This is a genomic window from Paraburkholderia sp. MM5482-R2 (genome assembly GCF_050436125.1).
GTDB classification, from domain to species: domain Bacteria; phylum Pseudomonadota; class Gammaproteobacteria; order Burkholderiales; family Burkholderiaceae; genus Paraburkholderia; species Paraburkholderia tuberum.
Genome location: NZ_JBNDLP010000003.1, coordinates 2,743,000 through 2,768,065, shown reverse-complemented (window position 1 = coordinate 2,768,065; position 25,066 = coordinate 2,743,000). Strand labels below are relative to the sequence as shown.

Here is a 25,066-nt window from a genome sequence, read left to right as displayed (position 1 = left end):
TACCTCACTGTGCCCGGAATTTGCTTTTCTCGATGCGTGACGCGTTAAACGGGTTGCAGGTTGCATGCCTGTCGCGGCTTCGGCACAGAGTGTGCCGCGCGTCGTTCAGTTCTACTGTTCTACTGTTCTACTGTTGCATCGTTTCGCTCGTCATCACTGGCTGTTCAATCCTGGGCCGCGCCGCGGCGGAGATCAAATCATGGATCGTTTCGATACTATTCGCCTTGCCGCATTTTCCAGCCTCGGCGCCAATCCCGGCCCGCAAGTCGGCGCGTTGCCCGAGCGCCTGGACATCGTATTCATCGAGAATTTCATCGGCCAGACGGTCATCGGTATCGATAGCAGTGAGTTGCATGTTGCGCAACCGGTGCGTGTGAACCTGGCTATCGGCGTGCCAGCGATCCGCGCCTGCACGACGGACCGGATCGAAGATACGGTCAACTACGCGGCCGTGCGCGGGGCGTTGCTCGAGCTGTTCGCGTCGCATCGCGTGCGGCTGCTGGAGGCGCTTGCCGAGACGATCGCGCAACTGCTGATCGCCGACTTCGGCGCGCACTGGGTGCGCGTGTCGCTCGCGAAGCCGGCCAAGTTCGCCGACCTCGCGGCCGTCGGCGTGCAGATCGAGCGGCGTCGCGGCGATGGCTCGGCGGCGGCCGTGGGTCTCGCGCGGTACGCGTCGCTGGGCGAGGGGCTGGTGCCGAGTTGAGGGGAGCGCCCAGCCGGGGGCGCCGAGCCGGACGCGCCGAGCGGGACGCGCAGAACGCCCGGCGCGTTTCAGGTCGTGGTCATTTCGCCACGGTCGACGTCTTCTGCGGACCGAGTCCGCACGCCTGATATGCGCTGGTTTGCAGCGCGCGGAAGCGCTTGGTTTGCGCCTTGGCGTGGTCGACGCGGAATTCCGCGCCGCCTTCGCCGCCTAGCGTCGCGTACTTCGAGAAGGTCGACTGGTCGACGAATTCGTCGTACGGCAACGACGCGGCCATCTTGTCGATCACGCACGAGCACTTGTAGACGTTCGCGAACTCGTGGCCGTTATCGTCCATGCAACTGAGCACGTATTCGACGCGACCCTCGGTCGGATAGTTGTAGCCGCCCGCCCACGCGAGCGGCGCGGCGAGCAGGAGCGAGGTAAAGGCGAGAAGCGCGCGACATCTGTTGGTCATTGAATGCCTCTGCGAAAGCATTGAGCCTGCTTCGCGAACCGCTGCGCGAGATGCGTGCCTTGCGGCCGCGAGGCGACGGGATGCGCGAGGAGGCGGGGCCGGCAACGGCGCCGCGTCTCCTGCGCTTGCATGCGCCGTCAGTTCGGCGCGAACGGATGCGCGACGCTGCTCTTCTTCGCCATCACTTCAGCCGCGCTCGGGTCGCCGCTGACCGCGCGCTTGATGGCCTCGCGCGTCGCCTGATAGTTGAACTGCTGGATCTTCTTGTCGTCCTCGGCCTGCCAGTGAATGAACACGCCGACGCAGAGGAACAGATCGTCGGCTTCTTCCTGCGGGATCGTGCCGTCCTCGACACTGTCGGCCACCGCGAGCGCGACCGCGTGCTGCGCCGGGCCGAACATCTGCACGGCCTGCTTGGCGCCTTTGATCGTCACCTTGTTGAACAGGATCGTATTGGGCTTCGTGATGAGATTGGGCGCGACGACGGCGAGCAGCGACGTGAAGCCGTCCTTGTTGTTGGTGAGGGCGTTGCAGAACGCGGTTTCCGCAGCCGAACCTCGCGGTCCGATCAGCAAGTCGATGTGCGCGACCTCGTTGCCGTCGCCGACGAGCGACTCACCGATCATGACGCGGTTGATCTTGGCCATTCTGTTCCTCCAAAAGAGTAGGTATGGACCTGCTGACGAGGCGCCGCCCGCGATCGTCCGGATCAGCATCGCGAGAGCGGTGCGGGAATGCACGGCGGTACTAACTAACAGGTTCCGTGCCAGTTGTCGCTAAGGGCCTGCTGACGCGGCTGTTCGGGTCTTCTTCAGTCCAGACGATTCAGGGTTAACCGCGCCCTTCGACGCAGCGCGCAAGAAACAGTGTGGCCACCGCGAGGTCCGCGCTGGTGCCGGGATTGATCGCGCCGGCCTTCAATTCGGCATCCCAGGCGTCGAGTTGCGGATCGCTTGCCGAGCGGCGCGCGGCGGATCGCGCCTGGCGCCAGCGCGCGCGCTGTTCGCGTGCCACGAGCGTGACACTCTGCGCCAGCGCGCGGCCGTGCTTGCGCACAATGTGAGAGTCGGGCCAGCCGCCGAGGAACGCGAGAAACACGTTGAGCATCGCGATTTCGCCTGGATCGGCGGGCGCGGGTTCGGGCGTTGGTCTCGAGGCTTCGAAGTAGGCGGCGAGGCCGGTGTCGAACAGGTCGGCGAAACCGTTCGCGTACTGCCGCGCGATGCTGTCGCGCTCGCTGGCAAGCCGCATCGCGTCGCGCAGGCCGATCGTCGGCGGTGCGTGGACCGATTGCTCGGGCGCGTCGCCGAGGCCGCCGGGATTGGCGAGCGCGATCGCGCGGTAAGCAAGCCGAGCGTCTTCGACGTCGAGCCGGCTCAGCACGTCGCCGACGGCCGCGCGCCACGCTTGCGCCGACACCGGCGCTTCGCCGGTTTCGTCGAGGGCCGCGGCGAGCGGCGCGACCAGCAGCACGATGCCGAGATTCGTATTGCAGCCGACGGCCGCGCGCGTGCGCGTGACCGCGTCGAGAATGCGCTGTCCGACGCGCTCGCCGCGCGCGAATAGCGCGTCGAGCGACGCGTCCGCGCTGGCGAGGAACTGGGCCGCGTGCATGCCGTGGCCGGGGCTTTGGGTGCTGACGTTGCCGGGTTTCGGCGTGGTGACGTCGAGCGCGCAGGCTTCGAGGAAGGCCGCGCGCGCGTGCTCGACGGGAATCGCATGAGTGTCGGGCATCGCGCTCAAGCCCGGCGCTGCGGAGGCTGCTCGGGCAACCCGGCGCTAGCGGCTTGCTCGGCCAGCCTGCGATCGAGCAGATCGTCGACGAGCGCCGCCGCGACATCGAGCGGCACGACCGACTGCAAACCGCGCCACGCGGCCACGCCGTTGACTTCGAGCACGAGGGGCAGCGCGGCGTCGTCGGCATTCGGGATCAGGTCCACGCCCGCGTAGTCGAGCCCGAGCGCGGCGGTTGCGCGCACTGCCGTCTGTGCGAGCGGGATCGTCAGCTCGGCGGGCTCGCAGCGCGCGCCTTGCGCGACGTTGTGAATCCAGCCTTTGCCGCCGCTGCGCCGCATCGCCGCAACCGCCTTGCCGCCGATCACGAGCACGCGCCAGTCGAAACCCGGCCGGTCGCTCGCGACGAAGCGCTGCAGATAAGCGACCTGCCGATAACGGGCGAGCGAGGGCAATGGCGCGAGCAGTCCGCCGCGCGCGCCGAGCCGTTTGAGCCCGTGGCCTTGCGAGCCGAACAGCGGCTTGAGCACGACCTGACGGCCGGCGGCCGCTTCGCGCATCAATACGCGTTGCGCGAACGCGGCGGATTCGCCGGCCCAGGTGGCCGGTGTCGGCACGCCCGCGCGATGCAGCAGGAAGCTCGTCATCGACTTGTCGACGCTGCGCTCGATCGCGCGCGCGTCGTTGTACACCGGCACGCCCGATTCACGCAGCGCGTGCAGGATGCCGAGCCGCAGCGTCACCTGCTCGAAGCTGCCGCCGGCGATGCCGCGTACGAACACCGCGTCCGGCAGCGTGCGGCCGAAGCCCGGGATCGCGAGGCCGTGCGGCAGCCACGTGGTGTCGATGCGGCAATCCGCGAGATCGACGCAACGCGCCTCGGCGCCGCGCGCGCGGAACGCCTTTTTCAGCCGGCCGGTGTGCCAGCCGGTTTCGTCGGTCATGATCGCGATGCGCACGCCTGATGTGATCATCATCGCGCGACGGACTCGCCGCCCCACTGTTTGCGCAGCAGGCCGCCGTCGAGCCGGCCGCCATGATAGGTCGCGCCGCTTTCGAGGCTGCTGACCCACACCTCGGCGGGCGCGAACAGCGCGGGATCGATCTGATAGAAGTCGAAGTTCACGGCCGTGAAGACGTCCGCGAACGGCCGGCCGTAGTCGCGCGAATTGGGCGGAGGGGAGGGTGTCGGCGAGACGTTGCGCGATCTCGTCGTGCTGGACGCTCAGGTGCACGCGGCCGCCGTACAGGATCGCGTCGTTGGTGCGGCCCATCGCCTGAATGCCGTCGGGCGCGGGCGGCGGCAGCGGCGCCGAGCCCGTCCCCGCGACGATCTCATCGAGCGGTACGCCGAGCACATGCACCTTGTGCAGCGCAACTTCGACCACGCGGGCGACGACCTGTACTGTTCCCGCGACAGAGTGTGTCGGCGTGACGATCAGCGTCAGGTGTTCGGGCGCGAGGCCGCAATCGTGCAGCACCTTGTCGATCACGACCTGCGGCGGCAGGCGGTCCACTTCGAGCACCAGCGCGCCGCGCTCGTGGCGGTCGCGATAGCCGAGTTCGTCGAATAGCGGCTCCTTGACCGCGAGCGCGCGCGCGGGCCCCGAGCCGAGCGAAAAGAATTTCTTGCCGCCGGTCTGCTCCCTGGTCGCCGACAGGCTCCAGCCCGCGTACTGGCTGCCGAGACAGGCGAGCACCGGCGACGATGTGCTGACTTCGAGCATCGTCGGCCACAGCGGCGCGGCGTCGAAGTTCGCGCGTACCGCGACGCGGCCGAGACCGCCCATGCAGATGCGCGCGATCAGCACGCCGGCGTCGAGGCCGCCGCGCGCGTCGACGCCGGCGTCCGCGATCACGGTGCCATCGCGCGTGCGCGTCAGTGCGACGCCGAGCTGTGCCGCCTGATCGACGAGCCGTGCTACGAGGCGCTCTGAAAGCGCGTTCACGCTCGGCAACGCGGCGGGCGCGGAAGTCTCAGCTGTGGGCGTGGAGGCAGGCATGGTCGGGTTCATCGCAGGTTTCGATTCGTTGGACGACGCGTTCGTGCTGCGCGTCGAGCGCGGTGAGCACCGCGTCCACCGATGCCGCTCGCACTTGCAGCGTGCAGACCGGCTGCCCTGCGTCGATGCGGGTGCCCGGCATCGGTACGTCGCGGCATTGCGGATCGCGCAGGCAGGCGTCCGAGAACGCGGCCGGGACGCTGAACGGCCGCTGCGCGAACAGCACGCGCTGACCGGCACGCCAGCGCGGCGCGCGGGCGAGCGCGAGGCTCGCGGCCGACGGCGCGCGGCCGTGGCGGCACGCGTCGAGGTGGCAGGCGAGCAGGCCGGCCGGCCATGCATCGGGCGACGCGGTTTCGTAGAGCGCCATCGTCGACGAAGGGCGCGGGTTGATTTCGAGCACGTCGAACGAGGCGCCGTCCGACAGGAAGTCGCAGCTGTTGATGCCGACGAGGCCGGTGTTTGCGCACAGCGCCTCGAGCGCTTGCTGCACGCGCGCGATGAACGCTGGCGGCAAGTCGATCGGCCCGATCGAGCCCGCATGCACGAAGCGCAGATCGCCGATCGCGCAGGTGAATTGCTCGGCGAAACCGATCAGATGCGCGCTGTCGTGCGCGCCGATGAAAAGCGCCGACAGCGAGCGGCCTTGGCCAATGCGCTGGAAGTAGCCGTGCGCGGAGTCGGTCGTTAAATGGAACGGGTCGGCCGCCTCGATATGCGTACCGCCACAACCATCCGCCTGCTTGAACAGCCAGCCCTCGGCCGTCGCGGGCCGCTCGAACGACACAGCCGGATGCGCAATCCGCAACGCGTCGAGCAGCGCGAAAAAACGCCGCGGCTCGCGCACGGCCGCGATCGCCTCGGCAGCGTTGCCGAGAAAGCGCGGCAAGCCGGATTCGCGGCACAACTGAGGCATCAAAGGTTCGAGCCCGCTGCCGCCGATCCAGCCAAGCAAACCCGGCAAGCGCGCGACACGCGCAAGCGCATCGACGAGCCGCGCCCGGTCGATCCCGAGCGCGCCATCACCACGGCCGATGTCGAACCATAGCTCGGCGGCCTCGCGCGTGTCGCGGTCGCCGAAGACATCGAGCGCGGCGACATGCAGGCCGGCGCGCGCCGCGGACTGCGCGAGCAAGCGCGCGGACTGCCCGACGACCGCGACCAACGGCGCATGCATGAGCGGGCGGTGCGACTTCATGACGACCGCGCTCAGCCGAGACCGGCCGCGACCGCGCGGGCCTCGTCGTAGGCTTCCGGGAAGCCCAGGTAGACCGGCTTACCACCCGTGCGCATGCGCACGAAGAGGCGATGCTCGACCTGATATTTGACGTTGCCGATCGCCAGCGCGCCGATGCCGACCGCGCCCGCGTTCGGCACGCCGTCGATCGGCTTGCCGTCGTTCATCACATTCACGCCGGCGATCCCTTCGGGCGGCACCGCGTTGACGTCGGCGGCGACGAGCAGGCGCTTCGCATGCACGAGGTCGTCCCTGCCGACCACTTGCGCCCCCGCTACGGCGGTGGCGAGCACGATTTCCGCGTCGGCGAGCGCGCCGCGCAGTTCGGCGGGCGTCGTGGCGCTGATGCCGTTCGTGAAGATGCCGAAGCGCTCGTTGACTTCGGCCGAGGCCCCGAGCGCGCGATTGCGGTCGTGGTGGCTCGCGATCGTCACGTCGGCGCCGCGCGACGCGGCGATCGCCGCCGCGATGCGCCCGACCGCGCCCGTTCCGCCGAGAATCAGCACGCGCTTGCCGCCCAGCTCCACGCCGTGCTGTTTGCCCAGATGCCGCTCGACCAGCGCGACGAGCGCGGCCGCGGTCGTGTACGAACCGCTCGGATCGGCGAACACCGAGACCTCGAACGGCGGGACCATCGCGCGGCGCGCGGTGTCGAGCATGTCGGCGGCCTGCATCACGTCCCGTCCGCCGATGAAGATGCCGGTGCGCGACACCCCTTTCGGGCCGCGCGAGAAGATCGCGTCCTGCGTCAGATTCGCGACCATGCCCGCTTCGACGTTGCAATACGGCACGATGACCTGATAGCCGGCGTCGGCGGCCATGTTGACGTCGAACGGACTCATCTGCGGCGTGGCCGTGAACATGTGCAGGATGTAGGGCCTTTCAAGGGTTTCTGACATGGCGGGGCTCGTTTTAGTGGCAATCTCGGGGACGGCGCAAGGCAAGGCCGCGCCGCGCGTGGCAGCGCCTTATGTAAGCGGCGGTAAGCGGCGGCCTGAGCGGTGCAGCGCATCATGCGGCGTCGATATGCGGCGCGCGCGCCTCGGCGCCGCTGATCGCCGCGCCGCTGTTGCGGCCCGCGACGACGCTGCATTCGATATGCGGCAGCGCGCTCGCGACGGCGCGCGCGGTCGCGAGCGCGCGGTCGGCCTCGCGCGCGCTCGCGAGCACCGCGAAGCCAGTCGGGCCCCACGAGGTCTGGCCGATGCCGGCGGTGCGTTCGGCGGCGACCGCGCGCAGTACGCGCTCGACGTCGGCACTCGCGAACACGCCGCCTTGCGCGCTCGCGAAATATTCGCCGATGGTCTGCTGCAGCTCGGTGAGGCCGTGCGCGAACGGCGCGAAGTTATGTTCGGCGGCGCCGGGCAGGATCTGCATCAGCACCAGATGGCACAGATGCGCGGCGAGCCGCCGCGGAAACGGTGCGAGCGATGCGAGCGCGCTGCGTTCCTCGGTACCGTGCAAGCCCTCGCGGCTGTTGTCGCTGACGAGCAGCACGCGCCACGGCTGCGGAAACGGCTGGCGCGACAGCAGCGGCGGCATGCTCTGGCGCAGATCGCCGGGCGGGCCGCCATCGAGCAGCAGGCCGCCGCACTCGAAGCCGAGTATGCCGATGCCGGAGCGGGCGCCGCGCCCGAGCAGACTGGCGAGCTCGGCGCTCCTCGCCGGCTGGCCGACGAGGCGCGCGAACGCGGTGCCGACCGCCAGCGCCAGCTGCGTGCCGGAGCCGAGGCCGGTGTGCGCGCGCGGTGCCTCCAGCACGTCGATCGCGAGTGTCGCCGGTCCATAGGCAGCCTGCAGCCGCGCGAGACTCAGCGCGATGCGCTCGCGCTCGGCCTCGCTGACCACGCCGCCGATCTGCTCGCGTTCGGCGAGCCGCGCTTCGATCCGCGTGCCGTGCGTATCGATGACGAGCCCCAGGCTGCCGAACGCACGCCCGAGCGACGCGTTCGGATCGAGAAAGCCCAGATGCAGCCGCGCGGGCGCATCGATCGTGATGGGGGCGCGTGGCGGCAGGCGGCGGAGCTGAAGCGGCATCTCGAGTGTCCTCAGGTGTCCTTGCGGGTGCGCAAGACCGGGTTCGGCCGCGGGGCGTCCGCAACGCGTCGCGGGTTCCAGCGATAGTGCGCCCGGCGACGTCAAGCGAAAGCCGTACCAGGCACGCGCAACGGCCGCCGCCGCGGGTTCGGCCCACTGGAACCTCTCAACGGCACGCCGCGCCCCACGCGGTTTCGCCGCCGCATGGACGCTGTGTGACGCCGAAGGCGCACTGTGTCACGCGCTGTTTCATCCGGCGACAGGAACGCGTGTCAACTGCCTTGCGCGGGTTTGGGTGCGTCGTACTTGATATAGCGGAAGCGCTGATCGTCGGCGGGCGTGCCTTCGAGCGGGCCGTCCTCGAGGCCGGGCTGCCAGTGGACCACCGATTCGATCTTCGTCGCGAGCGCGAAGTCCTTGTCGGTGATGCCCTTGGCGCTGTGCGTCTTCAGCTTCACGGTCACGAAGGCGTACGAGACCGTCAGATCGGGGTGGTGCCAGGCGGCTTCCGCGAGGTGGCCGACGGTGTTGACCACCATCAGCGTTCCCTTCCAGCCCTCGGTGCGGTATTTGCGCCGCAGCCAGCCATCTTCCAGATACCAGTGCTGCAGCGGACCGACGAGGCGCTGCTGGATCTCTTCGTCGGTATAGACGTGCTCGGTGTTTGCCATGGCTGTTGCTCCTCGAATGCGCGAATCGATCGCCGAACGAAGCATCGTTGCAAGTGACAGGCCCGTGCCGCGGCGTGTGATTCGCAAAGGACACGATTCGTATCACGCAAGTGACACAGTATGTGCCGCATCGCGTGATGCAGGCCCTTCAGCTTACCGCCATGCAAGCATCGGCGTGCAACGCCCGAGTGCCGCGACACCTCGCGCGTGCCGAGTCGCCGGGCCAGCGCAGCCAATAGCGGCAAACGTTGCCGCTATTCCGGCATGGAATATGCGTCGGCCGTTCATGCGTCGCGAAGCCCGACATCGAATCGGGATAGCGCGTTAATCGTTACCTGCACTCGAGAAGGCGCGCACGATGCGATGAGGTAGCGTGGGTCATTCGTGAGTTGAACAGCAGGACAATTCTGGAGGAGACATGAACTTACGCACTGTAGTTCTTGGGCTCGCGATCCTCGCATCCGCAGCCTTTGGCTCTCTGGCTGCGCAGGCCGATTCGCAGCTCGACGGGCTGATGAAAAATCCAGCCAACTGGGCGGCCCAGGCGGGCGATTATGCGAATCACCGCTACAGCCCGCTCAAGCAGATCAACGAGAACAACGTCGGCAAACTTCAGGTCGCATGGACCATGTCGACCGGCGTGCTACGCGGCCATGAAGGCGCGCCGCTCGTGATCGGCGACACGATGTATGTCCACTCCCCGTTTCCGAACAAGGTCATTGCGGTCAACCTGAAGGATCAGACGTTCCTCTGGCAGTATCAGCCGAAACAGGACGAGCAGGTCGTCTCCGTGATGTGCTGCGACACCGTCAATCGCGGTCTCGCGTACGGCGACGGCAAGATCTTCCTGCAGCAGGCCGACACCAAGCTCGTCGCGCTGAACGCGAAGACGGGCGACGTGGTGTGGACCGCGCAGAACGGCAATCCGAAAGCCGGCGAAACCAACACCAACGCGCCGCACGTATTCGGCGACAAGGTGCTGACCGGGATCTCGGGCGGCGAGTTCGGCGTGCGCGGGCGTCTGATCGCGTACGACATCAAGACCGGCAAACCGGCCTGGACCGCGTACAGCACGGGCCCCGACAACGATATGCTGCTCGACCCGCAAAAGACGATGACGTATTCCAACGGCCAGATGGTGCCGGTGGGCGCGGATTCGTCGCTGAAGTCATGGAAGGGCGATCAGTGGAAGCTCGGCGGCGGCACCACGTGGGGCTGGTATGCGTGGGATCCGAAACTCAACCTTGTGTACTACGGTACCGGCAATCCGGGCACATGGAACCCGACGCAACGTCCGGGCGACAACAAATGGTCGATGTCGATCTTCGCGCGCGACCTGAATACCGGCATGGCCAAATGGGTCTACCAGATGACGCCGCACGACGAATGGGACTATGACGGCGTCAACGAAATGATCCTGTCCGATCTGACGATCAACGGCAAGCAGGTGCCCGCGATCGTGCACTTCGACCGGAACGGCTTCGGCTATACGCTCAATCGCGTCACCGGACAGCTGCTGGTCGCGCAGAAGTACGACCCGGCGGTGAACTGGGCCGACCGTGTCGATCTGAAAAGCGGCCTGCCGATCCGCAATGCGGCGTACTCGACGCAGGCGGCCGGCTCCGATCACAACGTGAAGGGCATCTGCCCGGCGGCACTCGGTTCGAAGGACCAGCAACCGGCGGCATACGATCCGAACTCGCACCTGTTCCTCGTGCCGACCAACCACGTCTGTATGGACTACGAGCCGTTCGATGTCGACTACGTGTCGGGACAGCCGTATGTCGGCGCCACGCTGTCGATGTATCCGGGCCCGAACGAGGGCAACGCGATGGGCAACTTCATCGCGTGGGATGCGAGCAAGGGCAAGATCGTCTACTCGAAGCCGGAGAGGTTCTCGGTGTGGTCGGGTGTGCTGGCGACCGCGGGCGGCATCGCGTTCTACGGCACGCTGGAAGGCTACCTGAAGGCGGTGCGCATCAAGGACGGCAAGGAACTGTGGCGCTTCAAGACGCCGTCGGGAATCATCGGCAACGTCTTCACGTATGAGTATCAGGGCAAGCAGTACGTCGGCGTGTATTCGGGCATCGGCGGCTGGGCCGGCATCGGCATGGCGGCAGGTCTGGAGAAGCCGACCGAAGGTCTGGGTGCGGTCGGCGGCTACAAAGATCTCGCGAAGTACACCGCGCTCGGCGGCACGCTGTTCGTGTTCGCGATTCCTGGCGAGAAGAGCTGAACGAACGGCTGAAATGAAAGGCTGAACCAGCGGGGCGGCTTGAACAGGCACGGCCGCCCCGTCAGCCTCGCGCAAGCATTGAATCACCCCCAGATCGCGCCCGTTGGTGGATGCGTCGATGAAACGCATCGGGGCGCGGCTTATTCCCAGATGGAGACATGTGCATGAAAGGCCGATCTATCCTGTTGCTCACGGTGTTGCCCGCAGCGCTCGTCGTGCTGCCCGTCGGATACGCGCAGAACAATCCTTCGATTGCGCAGGTCGCGTACAAGGTGGTTGACGGCACCAAGGTGGACAGTAATACGCTGCTTGGCTGGAAGACGTGGCGCGCGCTCGCTTGCGAACGCTGCCACGGCGCGCAGCAGCAGGGCATGGTCGGGCCGTCGCTGATCGACGCGTTCAAGACGCTGGACAAGACCGAGTTTCATCGCACGGTGTTCGGCGGCCGGGTGGACAAGGGCATGCCCGATTTCAGCACGAGCCAGATGATGCAGAAGAACTGGGAAAACCTCTACGCGTACCTGAAAGGGCGCTCCGATGGACAGATCAAGCCGGGCGATCTGAAGGCCATCGACGCCAAATAACGCCGTGTCGTCATTCTTCCGGAGGCTCACGATGCGTGATAAGAGAAGCATGTCCGTGCATGTCAGCGTGATCGCGGCCGCGTTGTGCGGCGCGGCGCTCGCGAGCGCCGCGGTCCGGGCGGACGGCCCCGCGCTGCCGAACAACGACGGCGCGGACGGCGTGCTCAGGGTGTGCGCGGACCCGAACAACATGCCGTTGTCGAACGACAAGGGCGAGGGCTACGAGAACCGCATCGCGGCCCAGATGGCGAGCGACTTCGGCTACAAGCTCGAATACACGTACTTTCCGCAGCGCATGGGCTTCGTGCGCCACACGCTGCGCGAGAAGGAGGACGGCAGCGAGCGCTATCGGTGCGACCTGATCATCGGCGTGCCGAAGGGCTATGAAATGACGTCGACGACGCAGCCGTATCTGCGCTCGACCTACGCAATGGTGCTGCCGAACCGCCCCGAGTTCGCGAGCATCAAGACGCCCGACGACCTGCTGAAGCTGCCGCCCGATCAACTGCACAAGCTGCGCTTCGGCATCTTTTCGCAAACCCCCGCGGTGGACTGGCTGCTCGGCCACAACCTGATCGACCAGGCGGTGTCGTACCAGGTGCAAAGCGGCGATCCGGCCGTGTACCCGGGCCAGATGATCGAGCACGACCTGCGCGCGGGCAACGTCGACGTGGTGTTCCTATGGGGGCCGATTGCCGGCTACTTCGCGAAGCGCTCCGGTGATTCGGTCAGACTCGTGCCGTTCCCGCCGGGGCCGGGCATCCGCTTCGACTACACGATTTCGATGGGCGTGCGCTACGGCGAGAAGGACTGGAAGGACAAGGTGGATCAATGGATCGGCGCGAATCACGACAAGATCGACAGCATCCTCGCGACCTACCAGGTGCCGATGCTCAAACCGGTCGACGCGCCGGCGGGCAAGCCCGGCGACGCGTCGCAATGACGCGCGCGCGCGGCGCCTGGCTGCGCGCGGCACGCGCCGCGCTGATGGGGACGCTGTGTGTGCTGTGCCTCGCGCCAGCCGCCGCGCGTGCGGCGAGTCCGGCGTCGGCGCCGGGCGGCGACGAGATCACGCCGGCCGAGCGGCTGATTTTTCTGACCGATCATCTGCACGGCGTCGCCGCGCAGACCGAACTCGACTACGCGCTGATCGATTCCGGGCAACCGTCTCGCAGCGCCGATGTCGTCAAGGTGCTGGTGCTGAGCGAGAACAACGCGAAAGGCGACGCACAGGTGTCCGACCATAGCGGCAGCGTGAACCTGCCGATCGGCGGCCTGCAGTGCAATCCGGCAATCATTTATTTTCTCGAACACGACATCGCGGAGATGCAGGGTCTCACCGGCGGGCAGCGCCGCTATTTCCAGCAGCGTCTGCGTCTCGCGCTCGCCGCGGGGCCGCAGATCGAGAGCGTGCCGAGTGAGGTCGGCGGCAAGCCGGTCAGCGCGCGGCGCATCGTCGTGCAGCCTTATCTGAACGATCCGAACGCGGAGCGCTTCGCGCAATACACGGGCAAGCGCTACACGTTCCTGCTCGCAGACGGCGTGCCGGGCCAGGTCGTGCAGATCCGCACCGACGTGCCGGGCCCCAACAACGACTTTGCGCATCCGGCGCATACGGAGTCGTTGAGCTTTCAATCGGCACTGAACAAGTTGCCCTCGGGCAAGGCGCCGGCGAAACCGTCATCGAATGCGCCGCGAGCGAGTCGCTGAATCAAATGCAGAACGCGAGTTTCGCGACGAACCGGGTCAAGCTGAATTTCGTTCGCACGCTGACCCTGCGGCAGTTGCAGATTTTCGTCGTCGCGAGCCGCTATACGAGTTTCGCGCGCGCGGCCGAGGAGCTGCATCTGACGCAGCCGGCGGTGTCGATGCAGATTCATCAGCTCGAAGAGGCGGTCGGCCTGCGGCTGTTCGAGCGCATCGCGCGCAAGCTCACGCTGACCGAAGCGGGCGAGGTGCTGACCCATCACGCGAGCCGCATTCTCGGCGAAATCAAGGACACCGAAGACGCGATGATGTCGCTGAAGCAGGCCGACAGCGGCTCGATCAACGTGGGCATCGTCAGTTCGGCGACCTACTTCGCGCCGAAACTGCTGGCGATGTACTCGCATCTATACCCGAAAGTCGACGTGCACTTCTCGGTCGGCAATCGCGACGCGTTGCTGCGTCTGTTGCAGGACAACGCGATCGATCTCGCGATCATGGGCCGCCCGCCGCCCGAACTCGATACGACGGCCGAGCCGCTCGCGAGTCATCCTCAGGTGGTGATCGCGCCGCTCGATCATCCGCTGTGCGGCGCGCGCCGCTTCGATCTGCAGGAGTTGCGCCGCGACACCTTCCTGCTGCGCGAGCCGGGCTCGGGTACGCGCATGGCCGCCGAGGCGATGTTCCGGCAGCATCTGTTCACACCCGCGAAAACCATCACGCTCGGCAGCAACGAAACGATCAAGCAGGCGGTGATGGCGGGCATGGGCGTGAGTCTGATCTCGCTGCATACGTTGCAGCTGGAGTTGCGCACCGGCGAGATCGCGCTGCTCGACGTGAACGGCACGCCGATCGAACGCGCGTGGCAGGTCGTGCATCTGCGCACGAAGCAGCTTTCGCCGACCAGCATGATGTTCCGGCAGTTTCTGCTCGAGCATGCGGCGGTGCATCTGGAGCAGGAATATGCGCAGTTTGCAGGGGTGTTTGCGAAACCGCCGGTCGGCGCGAAGCGGTAGCGTCATGCGCGCGTTGCGCGACTGCGCTCGTCCGCTTGCTGGTGAACGACGCGTCCCAGGCGGCGTCGATGGCACAGTCTGTACCCGGCTGTCGTGACAGGCTGCCAACTTTTCGCATTCGATTTAACTCTTGGGTCCCGTGCTCACGATCGGCATAAACCATGCTTGAACGGAAGGCTGGCGAGCGCTTGAAGCGCGTCGACGTTCGAGCGTCGTGCAAATAAACGCCAGCCACCACGGAAGGGGATCGCAGCGATGGTTTCTGGCGAGCAGCTCCAGGATTGGCGTTCTCACGCCCAGCGGATCGAAAACGAAGTCGCGAGAGTCGTCGTTGGTCAGCAGCAAACGCTGAGGCTCATCAACGTCGCGCTGTTCGCACGCGGCCACGTGCTGCTCGAAGGCGGCGTCGGGGTCGGCAAGACGACGGTGTTGCGGGCGTTCGCTCGCGTGGTCGGCGGCGATTTCGAGCGCGTCGAAGGGACGATCGATCTGATGCCGGGCGACCTCGTCTATCACACCTATGTCGATGCCGACGGCAAGCCGCGTATCGAACCGGGCCCGCTGCTGCGCCACGGCGAGCAGCTGACCACCTTCTTCTTCAACGAGATCAATCGCGCGCGCCCACAGGTCCAATCGCTGCTGTTGCGCGCGATGGCCGAACGTTCCGTGTGGGCGTTCGACCGCGAGCACCGCTTTCCGCACATGACCGTATACGCCGACCGCAACAAGGTCGAGAAGGAAGAGACCTTCGAGCTCGCGTCGGCGGCGCGCGACCGCTTCCTGTTCGAGCTGAACATGCCGACGCCGACCGACGAGGATGCGCGGCGCAGCCTCGTCTTCGACACGAGGTTCCATGACGTCGACGGCCTGCTCGCGCAACTGACACCGTCGATCGTGCCGTGGGAGCAGTTGAACCGGATCGGCGCGGCGATCCAGCAGGGCGTGCAGGCGAGCGAGACGATCGAGCGCTACGTGCACGACATCTGGCAGGCGACGGAAACGCCGGCGCGCTTCGGCATCGCGCTCGACGGCGTCGACATGGAGCAGCTGATTCTCGCGGGCGCAAGTCCGCGCGGCATGAGCGCGCTGCTGCGGGCCGCGCGCGTGGTCGCGTGGCTCGCGGGACGCACGCATCTGCTTCCGGAGGACATTCACGAAGTGCTGCTGCCGGCGCTGGGGCATCGCGTGTTCTTCACACCGATCTACGAGCTACGCCGCCAGGAGCTGGCCGAGGCGCTGATCGCGCGGATCGTCGAGAACGTCGCCGTGCCTCGCTGACCGGCGGCGCGCGCACCACGATGAACGACACCGCGGAATTCCACTACCGTCTGCCGATGCGCGCGGCCGGCGCGCGGCCCGGCTCGCATCCGGGCTCGAGCTTCGGCTCGGGTCAGCAGTTCGCGATGCACGGCCGGTTGTTCGACTACCCGGACCCGCGCCGGCTCGATCTGCGCGCGAGCTTGCGCGCGGCGCGCGACGAGTGGCTCGTGCGCGTGCATTTGCAGCGCGTCGCGGTGCCGGTGTTCGTGATCGTCGACGTATCGGCGTCGATGCGGTTCGGCAGCCGCAAAACGAAGCTGGAGGTCGCCGCCGATTTCGTCGAAGCGCTCGGCCATAGCGTGTTCCGGGTCGGCGACCGGCTCGGCATGCTGGCCTTCGATGGCGGCGAACGCGACGATCTGTTCATGCCGGCGCGCACGGGGCGGGGCACCGGCTCGCTGCTCGCGAGCATGCTGCGCGAACGCGCCGGTGAAACGGCTGATCGTCAGGCGAATGGCCAGGCAGAACGTCAGGCCGGAGGTCAGGCCGGACGTCAGGCCGGACCCGCGGCCGTCGAAGGATTGCGGCGTTGCGCGATCCGTATCGCTGGACGCCAGGCGCTCGTGTTCGTCGTGTCCGATTTCCACTGGCCGCTCGCGCGACTGTCGTCGGTACTCGACATGCTGGTGCATGCGTGCGTGGTGCCGATGGTCGTGTGGGACGCGGCCGAGATCACGCCGCCGCAGCACGCGTCGCTGCTGGCCGTCAACGATGCGGAGTCCGGCGAGGAGCGTCGCGTGTGGCTTTCCCGCGATGTGCGCGAGCGCTGGCGCGAAGGCGTCGCGCGCCGTCGCGATGAACTCGCCGCGGGGTTCGGCGCGCGCGGCATCCGGCCGTTCTATGTCGAAGGCGCGTTCGATCCGGAAGGCGATGTCGCGCTACTTTCTGGAGATGACGGTATGAGCGCGCACGGTGTGCGCGGTGGCGTCGCTCGTCGGGCGGCGCTGCATATGCTGATCGCGTCGCTCTGCGGCGCCGCGAGCGCGACGGCCAGCGCCGCGGTGGCGACCGCGCTCGTTCAGGAGCCGCGCGCGTTCGGCTATGTGCTCGGCGATGTGCTGACGCAGCGCGTGCTGCTGGAGGCCAACGATCGGGACCTCGGCGCGGTCACGCCGCCTTCGGTCGGACGCACGGGCGTGTGGCTCGAACGCCGGCCCGTGACGCTCGAAACCGATGCCAACGGCCGCAAGTGGATGGTGATCGCGTATCAGGTCGTCAACGCGCCGCAGACGCTCACGCAGATCACGTTGCCCGCGTTGACGTTGACGTCGGCGGCGGGCACGCAATTGCAGGTCGCCGAATGGCCGGCGAGCATCGGACCGTTGACGCCGCAAACCGCGTTCGCCGCAGGGGATTTGCAGCCGCTGCGGCCCGATCGTCAGGCACCCATGCTGGGCACGGCCGGCTGGCGCCGGCAGATCGCGTGGGCGCTCGGCCTGCTGCTCGTGACCCTGCTCGCGTGGGCGAGCTGGTGGTGGGCGCGCAACCGACGCGAGGCGGCACGGCTGCCGTTCGCGCGTGCATGGCGGCAGATGCAGCGGCTGCCGGAGGCGCCCGCTGCTTCATCGAACGATGCGTGGGTCTGCCTGCATCGCGCACTGAACGAAACCGCCGGCCAGGTCGTGCATGCGGCTTCGCTATCCGCGTTGCTCGCGCGCGCGCCCTATCTGCAACCGCTGCGCGCGCAGCTCGAACGCTTCTATCTGGCGTCGTCCGAGCGCTTTTTCACACCGGCGCCGAAGGCCGTCGGGAATCCCGGCGAGCTGTCGTTGCACGCGCTGTGCCGTGCGTTGTATCGGGCGGAGAGGCGCCATCAGCGATGACCATGAGCCTCGATTTCGCCCTGCCGTGGATGCTGGTGCTGCTGCCGCTCGCCGCGCTGCCGCTGCTGCGGCGACGCAGCGACACGCTGGTGTTTTCGAGCGTCGCGTGGCTGCCCGCCGACGATCTCGGGCGCGCGGCCGGCTGGCTCGTACGCGGCGGCGCGGCACTGGCGATCGCCGCGATCGTCGTCGGGCTGGCGGGGCCGGGGCGCTCGCAGTTGCAGGTGCTGCGCACCGGCAGCGGCGCGCAGATCCTGATCCTGATGGACCGCAGCGCGAGCATGGACGAGCCGATGGGCAGCAAGGGCGTCGAGGCGCCGCGCGGCGACTCCAAGAACCACGTGGCGCGCGCCGCGTTGACGCGCTTCGTCGAGCAGCGGCCCAACGACCGGCTCGCGTTCATGATGTTCGGCACCAACCCCGTGCTGGCGATGCCGTTCACGTACAACCATCGCGTGATCGAGGCCGCTGTCGCGGCGACGGCGATTGGCCGTGGCATGCCGGACACCGAGCTCGATCGCGGCATGCTCGCGGCGATCGCGCAGTTCGACGGGCGCCTGTCGTCGGGCCGCCGCGCGATCGTGCTCGTCTCCGATGGCGGCGCGTTGCTCGACGAAACGATGCAACGGCGCATCGAGGCGGGACTGCGACGCAACCGGATCGCCCTCTACTTCATCTACTTGCGCAGCAGCGTCTTCAGTCCCGATCTGAACGCGACGCAGCCCGTCAGCGGAACCTCGGCCGAAGCGCAGCTGCATCGCTTCTTTCTGACGCTCAGGACACCGTATAGGCTGTTTCAGGCCGAAGACCCGAAGGCGATGATGGCGGCGATCGCGGAGATCAACCGGCAGCAGAACGCGACGACGACGTTCGTCGAGCATCTGCCTCGCCAGGACCTGAGTCTGTACTGTTTCGCGCTCGCGCTGTCCTGTTCGGCGCTGCTGGTGCTGCTGCACCAGTTGCAGGTCAGGAGCTGGGCATGAAGCGCACGCTGATCCACACGCTGTTCGGCACCGTGGCGATCTGTTGCGCCGCGTGGGCCGCGTCTGGCTTCGTCCGTCTGCAGCACGCGGAGCGCGTCGATCAGGCCATTCTCGCGACGAACGCCGCTGCGCGCGACCAGGCTGCCGGCGACGACGCGCGCGAGGTCCAACTGGCCCGCGCGATAGCGCTGTCGAAAGCGGGCGCGTATGACGCGGCGGCGCGGCTCTATAACGGTCTGATCCCCGAGGGCAGCCCGCCTGACGAAGTCGGCCGCGCGGCGCTGTTCGATCTCGGCAACCTGTACCTGCGCGAAGGCAGCGGCGACACGGCGCAGACGGTCAGATCTCTCGCGATGATCGGTGAGGCCAAGGCGCGCTACCGGCTCGCGCTGCGCGCGGCGCCCGACGATTGGGACGCGCGCTACAACCTCGAGCGCGCGCTGTGGCTTGCGCCGGAAACGCCGTCCGCGCTCGCCGGGCCCGATGTGAAAGAGCAGCACAACGTCAAGCTGCGTGACCCGCAGAGTCAGGACTTGCCATGAGCGGCGTCTCGCGCGAGCGCGGCTTCGCCAGATGGCGTCACGCGTTGACGCCGCTCGCGCTCGTCGCATTGATCGCGGCGGTCGCGATGCCGGACGTCACTTTGCCGCGCAACACGTTTAACTACATCGTGACGTTCGATATCACGCAAAGCATGGACGTCGAGGACGTGGTGCTCGACGGTGCTCCGGTCAGCCGGCTCAAATTCGCGCAGGCCTCGATGCGCGACGCGCTCGGGCGCTTGCCGTGCGGCTCGAAGGTCGGCTGGAGTGTGTTCACGGGGCAGCGGGTGTTGCTGCTGATGGCGCCGGTCGAAGTCTGTGGCAACTACGACGCGCTGCTGGTGTCGCTCGACGGCATCGACGGGCGCATGCGCTGGACCGACTGGAGCCGCATTGCCGAGGGCGGTGTGTATTCGGCCGTGCGGGTCGCGCAGGAGGTCGGCGGCGGCGCGGCCATCGCGTTCGTCACCGATGGTCAGGAGGCGCCGCCGGTATCGGCGGCGCGCCCGCTGATGGAGGGCATCAATGCCGCGCGAATCAGGGGCTGGCTGATCGGCGTCGGCGGCGACCAGCCCGCGGCCATTCCGAAGACCGACGCCAACGGTAACCGGATCGGCTACTGGCAGGCCGACGACGTGATCCAGCTGCCGACGCCAGGCGCCGGTGTCGAGGCGCAAACGCACGAGGAGTTGTCCGAATTGCGCGGCGAGTACCTTGCGTCGGTGGCGGGGCAGACTGGTCTCGACTACCGGCGCCTGCTGAACGTGACATCGTTCGGCGATGCGCTGCTCGATGCGCGCTTCGCTCGCCGCGAACCGGTGCCGACCGATCTGCGTTGGTGTCCAGCGCTGCTCGCGTTGCTGCTGCTCGTCGCGCGCTTTATGCCGGATGCCGTTCTCGCATGGCCGCGCGCCTGGCGAAAGCGCATTCGAACGATCGTTTTGCAGATCGCGCCGGCATTCAATGGCCGGCCGACACGGGTCGACTGACTCACGCAAGCGCGAACGTTGACGCTGCAACGGTTGAAGGTGCAGGTATCCAATCGAGCAGCGTAGTTGCTTGCGAAACCTCGCAAGAGTTGCCGGCTTCGACCGACTCACGAGGCTTGCGCCAGAAGCTCTTGCCGGTCTTCGAGGCCGGAGAGCGTTGCCAGGAATCATTCTCAATCGGTCCACTTCGACGTCGACTCCAGCGCTGAGTCGCGAAGCCGCATGCGCTCGCCACACTCGCGAGATACCTAACACTTTGGCCTACCAGTACGCCAATGACTGACTACAATGTCTGAGTGCAAGCGACGCTGCAAGGCGCTCGGTTCGACGGGAGCGCCGTGTCATGTGACATTTCAATTCCTTCACTGGAGGCATGCGATGACGTGCCAAAACGAGAGGATTGTCGGAGCGGTACTCGTCTTGATGAGCGGCTACGCGTTTGCGGGCGGCCCCTTCGGCGATGTGCCGCAAGCGATGATGGTCGCCAACATCGTCGCGTCGCCCGTCGAAGTCGTGCCGCCGATTCCCGAGCCTCGGCACTACTTCGAGCAGCAGCGCTATGCGATGGAGTATCACGGGGATCAGGGCAAGCCGTTCTTCGCGCAAATGGAGAATTACTATAGTGTGGACGTGACGCGCGATGTCCAGCTCGGCACTGCGAAGGCATTGGTGTCGTCCGGACCGGAGTTCGCACCGGTGTCCGAACCGGGCGCAAAACCTGCCGCGCAAAATGCCTCGAATCCTCTGCATCTGGGTCCATCTACCGCGCCGCAATTGTCCATCGTTCAGATGAACAGTTCAGTGTTGTCGATAGGCGAGTCACCGCAGCGACGCTTGTCCTTGACGATCGACGACTGGGTGTTCTCCGGCACCGCGCGCGTCGCGGTTCTGCATTCTCACGATACGGGCGCGACGCTGATCGTCAAACGTCGCTACTGAGTGATGTCGGAGGGCCGCGCATTTCACGTCGACGAGTCACGTCGACGAGTCACGTCGACGAAAAGCGCTCGCGATACACCTGCGGCGCCACGCGCAGCTGACGCACGAAGCTGCAGCGCATCGTTTCCTCGCTGCCGAATCCACACCGCGCCGCGATTCGTTTGATCGACCAGGATGTCTCGCTGAGCAAGCGCTGTGCCGCTTCGATGCGCAACTGCTCGACCGCGCGGGCCGGCGTGCGGCCCGTTTGCGCCTTGTAGTGGCGCATGAAGCTGCGCTCGCTCATATGAAGCCGTCGCGCGAGCGCGGGTACCGACAGGTCGGATGCGAGATGCGACGTCATCCATGTATGCAATTCGCCGAAACGGTCGTCGGCATGTTGCAGCGACAGCGTCGCGCTGAACTGCGACTGACCCCCCGGCCGCTTCAGAAACACGACGAGCTCGCGCGCGACATCGAGCGCCAACGCGCGCCCGTGATCCTCTTCGAGCATGGCCAGCGCGAGGTCGATGCCGGCGGTGACGCCCGCCGATGTCCAGATAGCCCCGTCGCGAATAAAGATTGGATCGGCTTCGACGCGCAGTTGCGGATACGCCTGCGCGAGTTCGTCGCAACGCCCCCAATGTGTGGCGACGCGGCGGCCGTCGAGCAGTCCCGCCTCGGCGAGCAGGAACGCGCCCGAGCAGACCGAGGCAACGCGTCTGCAATGCGGCGCATGGCGCTGCGTCCAGCGGATCAGACGCTGATCGGCCGATGCCTGACGAATCCCCCAGCCGCCCGGGACGATCAGCGTATCGACCGGCGCTTTCACCGAGCGTAGCGAACCGGCGAGTACCGCAAGTCCCGACGACGACGTGACGGGCCCGGCTTCGGCTGCCACGACGCGGGGTGAGTAGAGTTCGTCGAGCCCACGCTGCGCGACGAGCTCATTGGCGGACGCAAATACCTGCAGCGGACCGCTGACGTCGAGCAGTTGCATGTTGGGGAAGGCGAGCAGCACGATGGAGGGGGGAGCGCTGGACATATCGTGTGTAACAGGGGCTGTAAGAGGGAGCGCGCGCGCGTGGCAGAAAAACTGGGGTTAATGGCAGTCTTGCCAAAGCCTACGCGCATAGAATCAATTCGTCCACCTGGAAGACGCGGCGGATCGCGCGTTTCTATTTCTCCCTGAATAAGGTATCCCTATGAACCTGCAAATCGGTTTTCTGGTGTTTCCGAAAGTACAGCAACTCGATCTGACTGGCCCGCACGACGTACTTGCATCGTTGCCGGGCGCCACGATGCATCTGATCTGGAAGACACGGGAGCCCGTGGTGTCGAGTAACGGGCTCGTGCTGACGCCGAGCACGACCTACGAAAACTGCCCGCCGCTCGACGTGATCTGTGTGCCAGGCGGAAGCGGCGTGACCGACCTGTTGCAAGACGAGCAAACGATCGACTTCGTTTGCCGACAGGCCGCCAGCGCGCGCTACGTGACGTCGGTCTGCACCGGCGCGTTGCTGCTTGGCGCGGCCGGCTTGCTGCGCGGGCGGCGCGCGACGACTCACTGGGCGTTTCACTCGCTGCTTGAACCGCTCGGCGCGATACCGACACATGCGCGTGTGGTCCGCGATGGCAATCTGATTACCGGCGGCGGCGTGACGGCGGGCATCGATTTCGGGTTGACCGTCGCGGCCGAACTGGCGGGCGCAGAAGAGGCGCAGGCGATCCAGCTCGAACTCGAATACGCGCCAGCCCCGCCGTTCGACGCGGGAGATCCGGCGTTGGCGCCGCAAGCGGTGGTGGAACTGGTCCGGCGACGGTCGGCGGAAGGCTTGGCCGCGCGGCGCCGGGTGGTGATGGAGATCGCGCAGAGAAGCTAAGTCTTGCATGCGGGTACGGGCATTCCATTAAACTGTGTGGCTCTACCCGTTTCCGCCAGTCGGATCGATGCGATGAAGTACGGCGAATTTTCCCCGGGGCACTCCCCATGCGCGTAGGCAAGCCCGTCAAGGCACTGCCGCAGCCGTCATGCGACTACTGCGGCAACCGTGCGTTGCTCGCGCGTTACGGCGACGAGTCCTACCCCTATCGCAGCGATCAAGGGCCGCTGTGGATCTGCACCGCATGTCAGGCGTGGATCGGCGTTTATTCGCGCAGCAAACACAACCTGCCGCTCGGCCGCCTCGCCGACGCAACGTTGCGCGAGTCGAAGAGCAAGCTGCACGATGCGCTCGAACCGCTCGTTGCCGGGAAGGTGCGCCGCGATGGTGTCAACGCGTTCGAAGCCCGCGCGAGAGCGATCCGGTGGGTCGCGACCGAGCTTGGCTTCGATCCGGTTCCGGCGAGCATTCACGCGTTCACGCCCGAGCAGTGCGAACAGGCGCTGCGTTATGTCGAGGCCTTTGTCGAGGCTCGGCGTGCGAGATAGCGTGATATCCCCAAGCGATTAGCATCCTTTCATTCCTCCAATACCACCCCGCCATACCGCCTTCCCCGCGCCTCTTCACCCCCCCAAATTGGCAGTTCTCGTGCGATGCGGCCCGGCAGTCGGATCGAACCTGCGTTCGGGTGCATATTTCCGGTTGCGTCCGTCGCTATCGTGAACTACAAATCTAAAGTTACGCGCTGGTTCGATTTTTGGCGGGCCGGGCTTCCGTTCAGAACCGTTCGAACGACAGGGAGAGTGCCGTCATGAGAATGCGCCCCGATCCTACCTTTCATGCATCGCCGAAGCTCGCGATGGATGCGCCGGCGGAAGAATACGCGTACACGGTGCTGCTAAGTCCGGACTCCTCGCAGCCCGACGCGCTCGCCGTGATCGACGTGAAGCCCGGTTCGCCGACTTATAGCCAGGTGGTCCACACGGTGCCGGTGCCGAACAAGGGCGACGAATTCCATCACTTCGGCTGGAACGCGTGTTCGTCCGCGTTGTCGCCGTTGACGGGCCACGCGTTTCTGGAACGTCGCTATCTGATCATTCCGGGCATGCGCTCGTCGCGCATCTATATCGTCGATACGAAGCCGCATCCGACCCAGGCGAAGATTCACAAGATCATCGAGCCGGAGGAAATTTTCCGCAAGACCGGCTATTCGCGTCCGCACACCGTGCATTGCGGACCGGAGGGCATCTACGTGAGCACGCTCGGCGGTGGTGGCAAGGACGGCACCGACGGGCCGCCCGGAATCTTCATCATGGACTGCCAAACATTCGAGGTGCTGGGCCGCTGGGAAATCGAGCGCGGCGCGCAGGAAAAGCATTACGACTTCTGGTGGAATCTGCCGCGCGACTACATGGTGTCGACCGAATGGGCGCTGCCGCCGCAATTCGAAAACGGCATCGTGCCCGAAGACCTGCTCGCGAACAAATACGGCCACCGCGTGCACTGCTGGGATCTGCGCGCGAGGCGCAACGTGCAGACGCTCGATCTCGGCGCGAATCATCAGATGGCGCTCGAAGTGCGGCCCGCGCACGACCCGAGCCGCGAGTACGGCTTTATCGGCGTCGTGGTCGATACGACGAATCTGGAAGGGTCGATCTGGACCTGGTGGCGCGAAGGCGGCCACTTCCACATCGAGAAGACCGCGACCATTCCACCGGAGCCCGCGCATGCCGACGAGTTGCCGCCGCTGCTGCAAGGTTTCGGCGCGGTGCCGCCGCTCGTCACCGACATCGATCTTTCGATCGACGATAAATTCCTCTACGTCTCCTGCTGGGGCACCGGCGAGATGCGCCAGTACGACGTGAGCGAACCGCGCAAGCCGAAATTGACGGGCTCGGTGCGCATCGGTGGAATCGAACATTGCGCGCCGCATCCGAACGGCAAGGCTTTCGCCGGCGGTCCGCAGATGGTCGAGATCAGTCGCGACGGCAAGCGCATCTACTGGACCAACTCGCTCTATTCGACGTGGGACGACCAGTTCTACCCGGATGGTGTGCCCGGCGTGCAAGTCATGGCGCATGCCGAGCCCAATGGCGGTCTCGAGCTCGCCGAAGATTACTTCGTCGAGTTTCCCGCCGGCTATCGCGCGCACCAGATTCGCCTCGAAGGCGGCGACTGCTCGACCGATTCGTTCTGCTATCCCTCGGTGGGCGTTTGAGCGGC

The 25,066-nt window shown here is 66.5% G+C and carries 24 protein-coding genes and 2 pseudogenes; 16 read left to right on the top strand and 10 right to left on the bottom strand.

What is annotated here, in order from left to right; genetic code table 11:
• The first annotated feature begins 199 nt into the window (after positions 1-199).
• Positions 200-706, top strand: a complete 507-nt coding sequence (locus tag OKW37_RS34700; protein WP_429403627.1) for a dihydroneopterin aldolase — start codon at positions 200-202, stop codon at positions 704-706.
• A gap of 79 nt (positions 707-785) precedes the next feature.
• Here the strand turns inward: OKW37_RS34700 and OKW37_RS34695 are convergent, their stop codons facing one another.
• The 9 genes and pseudogenes from OKW37_RS34695 to OKW37_RS34655 all read right to left on the bottom strand — a co-directional run bounded on the left by OKW37_RS34695 (position 786) and on the right by OKW37_RS34655 (position 8,845).
• Positions 786-1,163 (bottom strand): hypothetical protein, encoded by a 378-nt coding sequence (locus tag OKW37_RS34695; RefSeq protein ID WP_184067339.1) that lies wholly within the window; start codon positions 1,161-1,163, stop codon positions 786-788.
• A gap of 137 nt (positions 1,164-1,300) precedes the next feature.
• Positions 1,301-1,810, bottom strand: a complete 510-nt coding sequence (fae, locus tag OKW37_RS34690; RefSeq protein WP_429403626.1) for a formaldehyde-activating enzyme — start codon at positions 1,808-1,810, stop codon at positions 1,301-1,303.
• 184 nt (positions 1,811-1,994) lie between these two features.
• Positions 1,995-2,897 carry a triphosphoribosyl-dephospho-CoA synthase gene (locus OKW37_RS34685; RefSeq protein WP_429403625.1) on the bottom strand — a complete coding sequence of 301 codons (903 nt, stop codon included), beginning with the start codon at positions 2,895-2,897 and terminating at the stop codon, positions 1,995-1,997.
• A 5-nt stretch (positions 2,898-2,902) separates the two neighbouring features.
• On the bottom strand, positions 2,903-3,874 hold the full coding sequence (locus OKW37_RS34680) for an ATP-grasp domain-containing protein (RefSeq protein ID WP_429403624.1): 972 nt from the start codon (positions 3,872-3,874) through the stop codon (positions 2,903-2,905).
• Positions 3,871-4,900: pseudogene (gene mch, locus OKW37_RS34675) on the bottom strand (methenyltetrahydromethanopterin cyclohydrolase). Before mch ends, OKW37_RS34680 begins: the two are co-directional and overlap by 4 nt.
• Positions 4,875-6,098, bottom strand: coding sequence for an ATP-grasp domain-containing protein (locus tag OKW37_RS34670; protein WP_429403622.1), 1,224 nt, complete (start codon positions 6,096-6,098; stop codon positions 4,875-4,877). The pseudogene mch and the gene OKW37_RS34670 overlap by 26 nt, the downstream one beginning before the upstream one ends.
• 11 nt (positions 6,099-6,109) lie before the next feature.
• Positions 6,110-7,036 carry an NAD(P)-dependent methylenetetrahydromethanopterin dehydrogenase gene (locus tag OKW37_RS34665; RefSeq protein WP_184051994.1) on the bottom strand — a complete coding sequence of 309 codons (927 nt, stop codon included), beginning with the start codon at positions 7,034-7,036 and terminating at the stop codon, positions 6,110-6,112.
• 112 nt (positions 7,037-7,148) lie between these two features.
• On the bottom strand, positions 7,149-8,174 hold the full coding sequence (locus OKW37_RS34660) for a beta-ribofuranosylaminobenzene 5'-phosphate synthase family protein (protein WP_429403621.1): 1,026 nt from the start codon (positions 8,172-8,174) through the stop codon (positions 7,149-7,151).
• Positions 8,175-8,446: 272 nt separating this feature from the next.
• Positions 8,447-8,845 (bottom strand): 4a-hydroxytetrahydrobiopterin dehydratase, encoded by a 399-nt coding sequence (locus OKW37_RS34655; RefSeq protein ID WP_090809095.1) that lies wholly within the window; start codon positions 8,843-8,845, stop codon positions 8,447-8,449.
• Between the two features lie 418 nt (positions 8,846-9,263).
• Here OKW37_RS34655 and OKW37_RS34650 point away from each other — a divergent pair, with 418 nt between their 5' ends.
• From OKW37_RS34650 to OKW37_RS34595, 12 genes and pseudogenes are all read left to right on the top strand, one after another.
• Positions 9,264-11,081 (top strand): methanol/ethanol family PQQ-dependent dehydrogenase, encoded by a 1,818-nt coding sequence (locus OKW37_RS34650; RefSeq protein ID WP_429403620.1) that lies wholly within the window; start codon positions 9,264-9,266, stop codon positions 11,079-11,081.
• Between the two features lie 164 nt (positions 11,082-11,245).
• Positions 11,246-11,665 carry a c-type cytochrome gene (locus OKW37_RS34645; protein ID WP_090810412.1) on the top strand — a complete coding sequence of 140 codons (420 nt, stop codon included), beginning with the start codon at positions 11,246-11,248 and terminating at the stop codon, positions 11,663-11,665.
• Between the two features lie 31 nt (positions 11,666-11,696).
• Positions 11,697-12,608, top strand: coding sequence for a substrate-binding domain-containing protein (locus OKW37_RS34640; RefSeq protein WP_184067360.1), 912 nt, complete (start codon positions 11,697-11,699; stop codon positions 12,606-12,608).
• Positions 12,605-13,375, top strand: coding sequence for a hypothetical protein (locus OKW37_RS34635; protein ID WP_184067363.1), 771 nt, complete (start codon positions 12,605-12,607; stop codon positions 13,373-13,375). Before OKW37_RS34640 ends, OKW37_RS34635 begins: the two co-directional genes overlap by 4 nt.
• A gap of 5 nt (positions 13,376-13,380) precedes the next feature.
• Positions 13,381-14,385: a LysR family transcriptional regulator gene (locus OKW37_RS34630; RefSeq protein WP_184039165.1), complete on the top strand. Its 1,005-nt coding sequence runs from the start codon at positions 13,381-13,383 to the stop codon at positions 14,383-14,385.
• Positions 14,386-14,640: 255 nt separating this feature from the next.
• On the top strand, positions 14,641-15,663 hold the full coding sequence (locus OKW37_RS34625) for an AAA family ATPase (protein ID WP_429403619.1): 1,023 nt from the start codon (positions 14,641-14,643) through the stop codon (positions 15,661-15,663).
• Between the two features lie 20 nt (positions 15,664-15,683).
• A pseudogene (locus OKW37_RS34620) lies at positions 15,684-16,608 on the top strand (DUF58 domain-containing protein).
• Complete coding sequence (locus tag OKW37_RS34615) at positions 16,605-17,528, top strand: calcium incorporation protein MxaA (RefSeq protein WP_429403617.1); 924 nt, start codon at positions 16,605-16,607, stop codon at positions 17,526-17,528. Before OKW37_RS34620 ends, OKW37_RS34615 begins: the two are co-directional and overlap by 4 nt.
• On the top strand, positions 17,525-18,511 hold the full coding sequence (locus OKW37_RS34610; protein ID WP_429403616.1) for a vWA domain-containing protein: 987 nt from the start codon (positions 17,525-17,527) through the stop codon (positions 18,509-18,511). Before OKW37_RS34615 ends, OKW37_RS34610 begins: the two co-directional genes overlap by 4 nt.
• Positions 18,508-19,053 (top strand): tetratricopeptide repeat protein, encoded by a 546-nt coding sequence (locus tag OKW37_RS34605; RefSeq protein ID WP_184067378.1) that lies wholly within the window; start codon positions 18,508-18,510, stop codon positions 19,051-19,053. Before OKW37_RS34610 ends, OKW37_RS34605 begins: the two co-directional genes overlap by 4 nt.
• Positions 19,050-20,042, top strand: a complete 993-nt coding sequence (locus tag OKW37_RS34600) for an MxaL protein (RefSeq protein ID WP_429510044.1) — start codon at positions 19,050-19,052, stop codon at positions 20,040-20,042. Before OKW37_RS34605 ends, OKW37_RS34600 begins: the two co-directional genes overlap by 4 nt.
• A 378-nt stretch (positions 20,043-20,420) precedes the next feature.
• A complete protein-coding gene (locus OKW37_RS34595; RefSeq protein ID WP_184067384.1) occupies positions 20,421-20,981 on the top strand; it encodes a hypothetical protein in 561 nt (186 codons plus the stop codon).
• A 49-nt stretch (positions 20,982-21,030) separates the two neighbouring features.
• Here the strand turns inward: OKW37_RS34595 and OKW37_RS34590 are convergent, their stop codons facing one another.
• Entirely contained in the window at positions 21,031-22,005 is a 975-nt protein-coding gene (locus OKW37_RS34590; protein ID WP_184067387.1) for a GlxA family transcriptional regulator, read from the bottom strand.
• A 160-nt stretch (positions 22,006-22,165) separates the two neighbouring features.
• On the opposite strand from OKW37_RS34590, the gene OKW37_RS34585 reads away from it, so the two are divergent.
• From OKW37_RS34585 to OKW37_RS34575, 3 genes are all read left to right on the top strand, one after another.
• The gene (locus tag OKW37_RS34585) at positions 22,166-22,843 is read left to right on the top strand and encodes a DJ-1/PfpI family protein (protein WP_429403615.1); all 678 of its coding nucleotides are present in this window, start codon (positions 22,166-22,168) and stop codon (positions 22,841-22,843) included.
• 107 nt (positions 22,844-22,950) lie between these two features.
• Positions 22,951-23,391: a zinc-finger-containing protein gene (locus OKW37_RS34580; RefSeq protein WP_429403614.1), complete on the top strand. Its 441-nt coding sequence runs from the start codon at positions 22,951-22,953 to the stop codon at positions 23,389-23,391.
• Between the two features lie 263 nt (positions 23,392-23,654).
• The gene (locus OKW37_RS34575; RefSeq protein WP_090809127.1) at positions 23,655-25,061 is read left to right on the top strand and encodes a selenium-binding protein SBP56-related protein; all 1,407 of its coding nucleotides are present in this window, start codon (positions 23,655-23,657) and stop codon (positions 25,059-25,061) included.
• Positions 25,062-25,066 lie beyond the last annotated feature (5 nt).

Bases quoted from the DNA above. Each gene is read 5' to 3' on its own strand.
- OKW37_RS34695 (WP_184067339.1), bottom strand. From the start codon at position 1,163: ATGACCAACAGATGTCGCGCGCTTCTCGCCTTTACCTCGCTCCTGCTC.
- OKW37_RS34575 (WP_090809127.1), top strand. From the start codon at position 23,655: ATGAGAATGCGCCCCGATCCTACCTTTCATGCATCGCCGAAGCTCGCG.
- OKW37_RS34580 (WP_429403614.1), top strand. From the start codon at position 22,951: ATGCGCGTAGGCAAGCCCGTCAAGGCACTGCCGCAGCCGTCATGCGAC.
- OKW37_RS34660 (WP_429403621.1), bottom strand. From the start codon at position 8,174: ATGCCGCTTCAGCTCCGCCGCCTGCCGCCACGCGCCCCCATCACGATC.
- OKW37_RS34615 (WP_429403617.1), top strand. From the start codon at position 16,605: ATGAGCGCGCACGGTGTGCGCGGTGGCGTCGCTCGTCGGGCGGCGCTG.
- OKW37_RS34700 (WP_429403627.1), top strand. From the start codon at position 200: ATGGATCGTTTCGATACTATTCGCCTTGCCGCATTTTCCAGCCTCGGC.
- OKW37_RS34595 (WP_184067384.1), top strand. From the start codon at position 20,421: ATGACGTGCCAAAACGAGAGGATTGTCGGAGCGGTACTCGTCTTGATG.
- OKW37_RS34610 (WP_429403616.1), top strand. From the start codon at position 17,525: ATGACCATGAGCCTCGATTTCGCCCTGCCGTGGATGCTGGTGCTGCTG.
- fae (WP_429403626.1), bottom strand. From the start codon at position 1,810: ATGGCCAAGATCAACCGCGTCATGATCGGTGAGTCGCTCGTCGGCGAC.
- OKW37_RS34605 (WP_184067378.1), top strand. From the start codon at position 18,508: ATGAAGCGCACGCTGATCCACACGCTGTTCGGCACCGTGGCGATCTGT.
- OKW37_RS34645 (WP_090810412.1), top strand. From the start codon at position 11,246: ATGAAAGGCCGATCTATCCTGTTGCTCACGGTGTTGCCCGCAGCGCTC.
- OKW37_RS34655 (WP_090809095.1), bottom strand. From the start codon at position 8,845: ATGGCAAACACCGAGCACGTCTATACCGACGAAGAGATCCAGCAGCGC.
- OKW37_RS34665 (WP_184051994.1), bottom strand. From the start codon at position 7,036: ATGTCAGAAACCCTTGAAAGGCCCTACATCCTGCACATGTTCACGGCC.
- OKW37_RS34670 (WP_429403622.1), bottom strand. From the start codon at position 6,098: ATGAAGTCGCACCGCCCGCTCATGCATGCGCCGTTGGTCGCGGTCGTC.
- OKW37_RS34685 (WP_429403625.1), bottom strand. From the start codon at position 2,897: ATGCCCGACACTCATGCGATTCCCGTCGAGCACGCGCGCGCGGCCTTC.
- OKW37_RS34640 (WP_184067360.1), top strand. From the start codon at position 11,697: ATGCGTGATAAGAGAAGCATGTCCGTGCATGTCAGCGTGATCGCGGCC.
- OKW37_RS34650 (WP_429403620.1), top strand. From the start codon at position 9,264: ATGAACTTACGCACTGTAGTTCTTGGGCTCGCGATCCTCGCATCCGCA.
- OKW37_RS34625 (WP_429403619.1), top strand. From the start codon at position 14,641: ATGGTTTCTGGCGAGCAGCTCCAGGATTGGCGTTCTCACGCCCAGCGG.
- OKW37_RS34635 (WP_184067363.1), top strand. From the start codon at position 12,605: ATGACGCGCGCGCGCGGCGCCTGGCTGCGCGCGGCACGCGCCGCGCTG.
- OKW37_RS34630 (WP_184039165.1), top strand. From the start codon at position 13,381: ATGCAGAACGCGAGTTTCGCGACGAACCGGGTCAAGCTGAATTTCGTT.
- OKW37_RS34680 (WP_429403624.1), bottom strand. From the start codon at position 3,874: ATGATGATCACATCAGGCGTGCGCATCGCGATCATGACCGACGAAACC.
- OKW37_RS34590 (WP_184067387.1), bottom strand. From the start codon at position 22,005: ATGTCCAGCGCTCCCCCCTCCATCGTGCTGCTCGCCTTCCCCAACATG.
- OKW37_RS34585 (WP_429403615.1), top strand. From the start codon at position 22,166: ATGAACCTGCAAATCGGTTTTCTGGTGTTTCCGAAAGTACAGCAACTC.
- OKW37_RS34600 (WP_429510044.1), top strand. From the start codon at position 19,050: ATGAGCGGCGTCTCGCGCGAGCGCGGCTTCGCCAGATGGCGTCACGCG.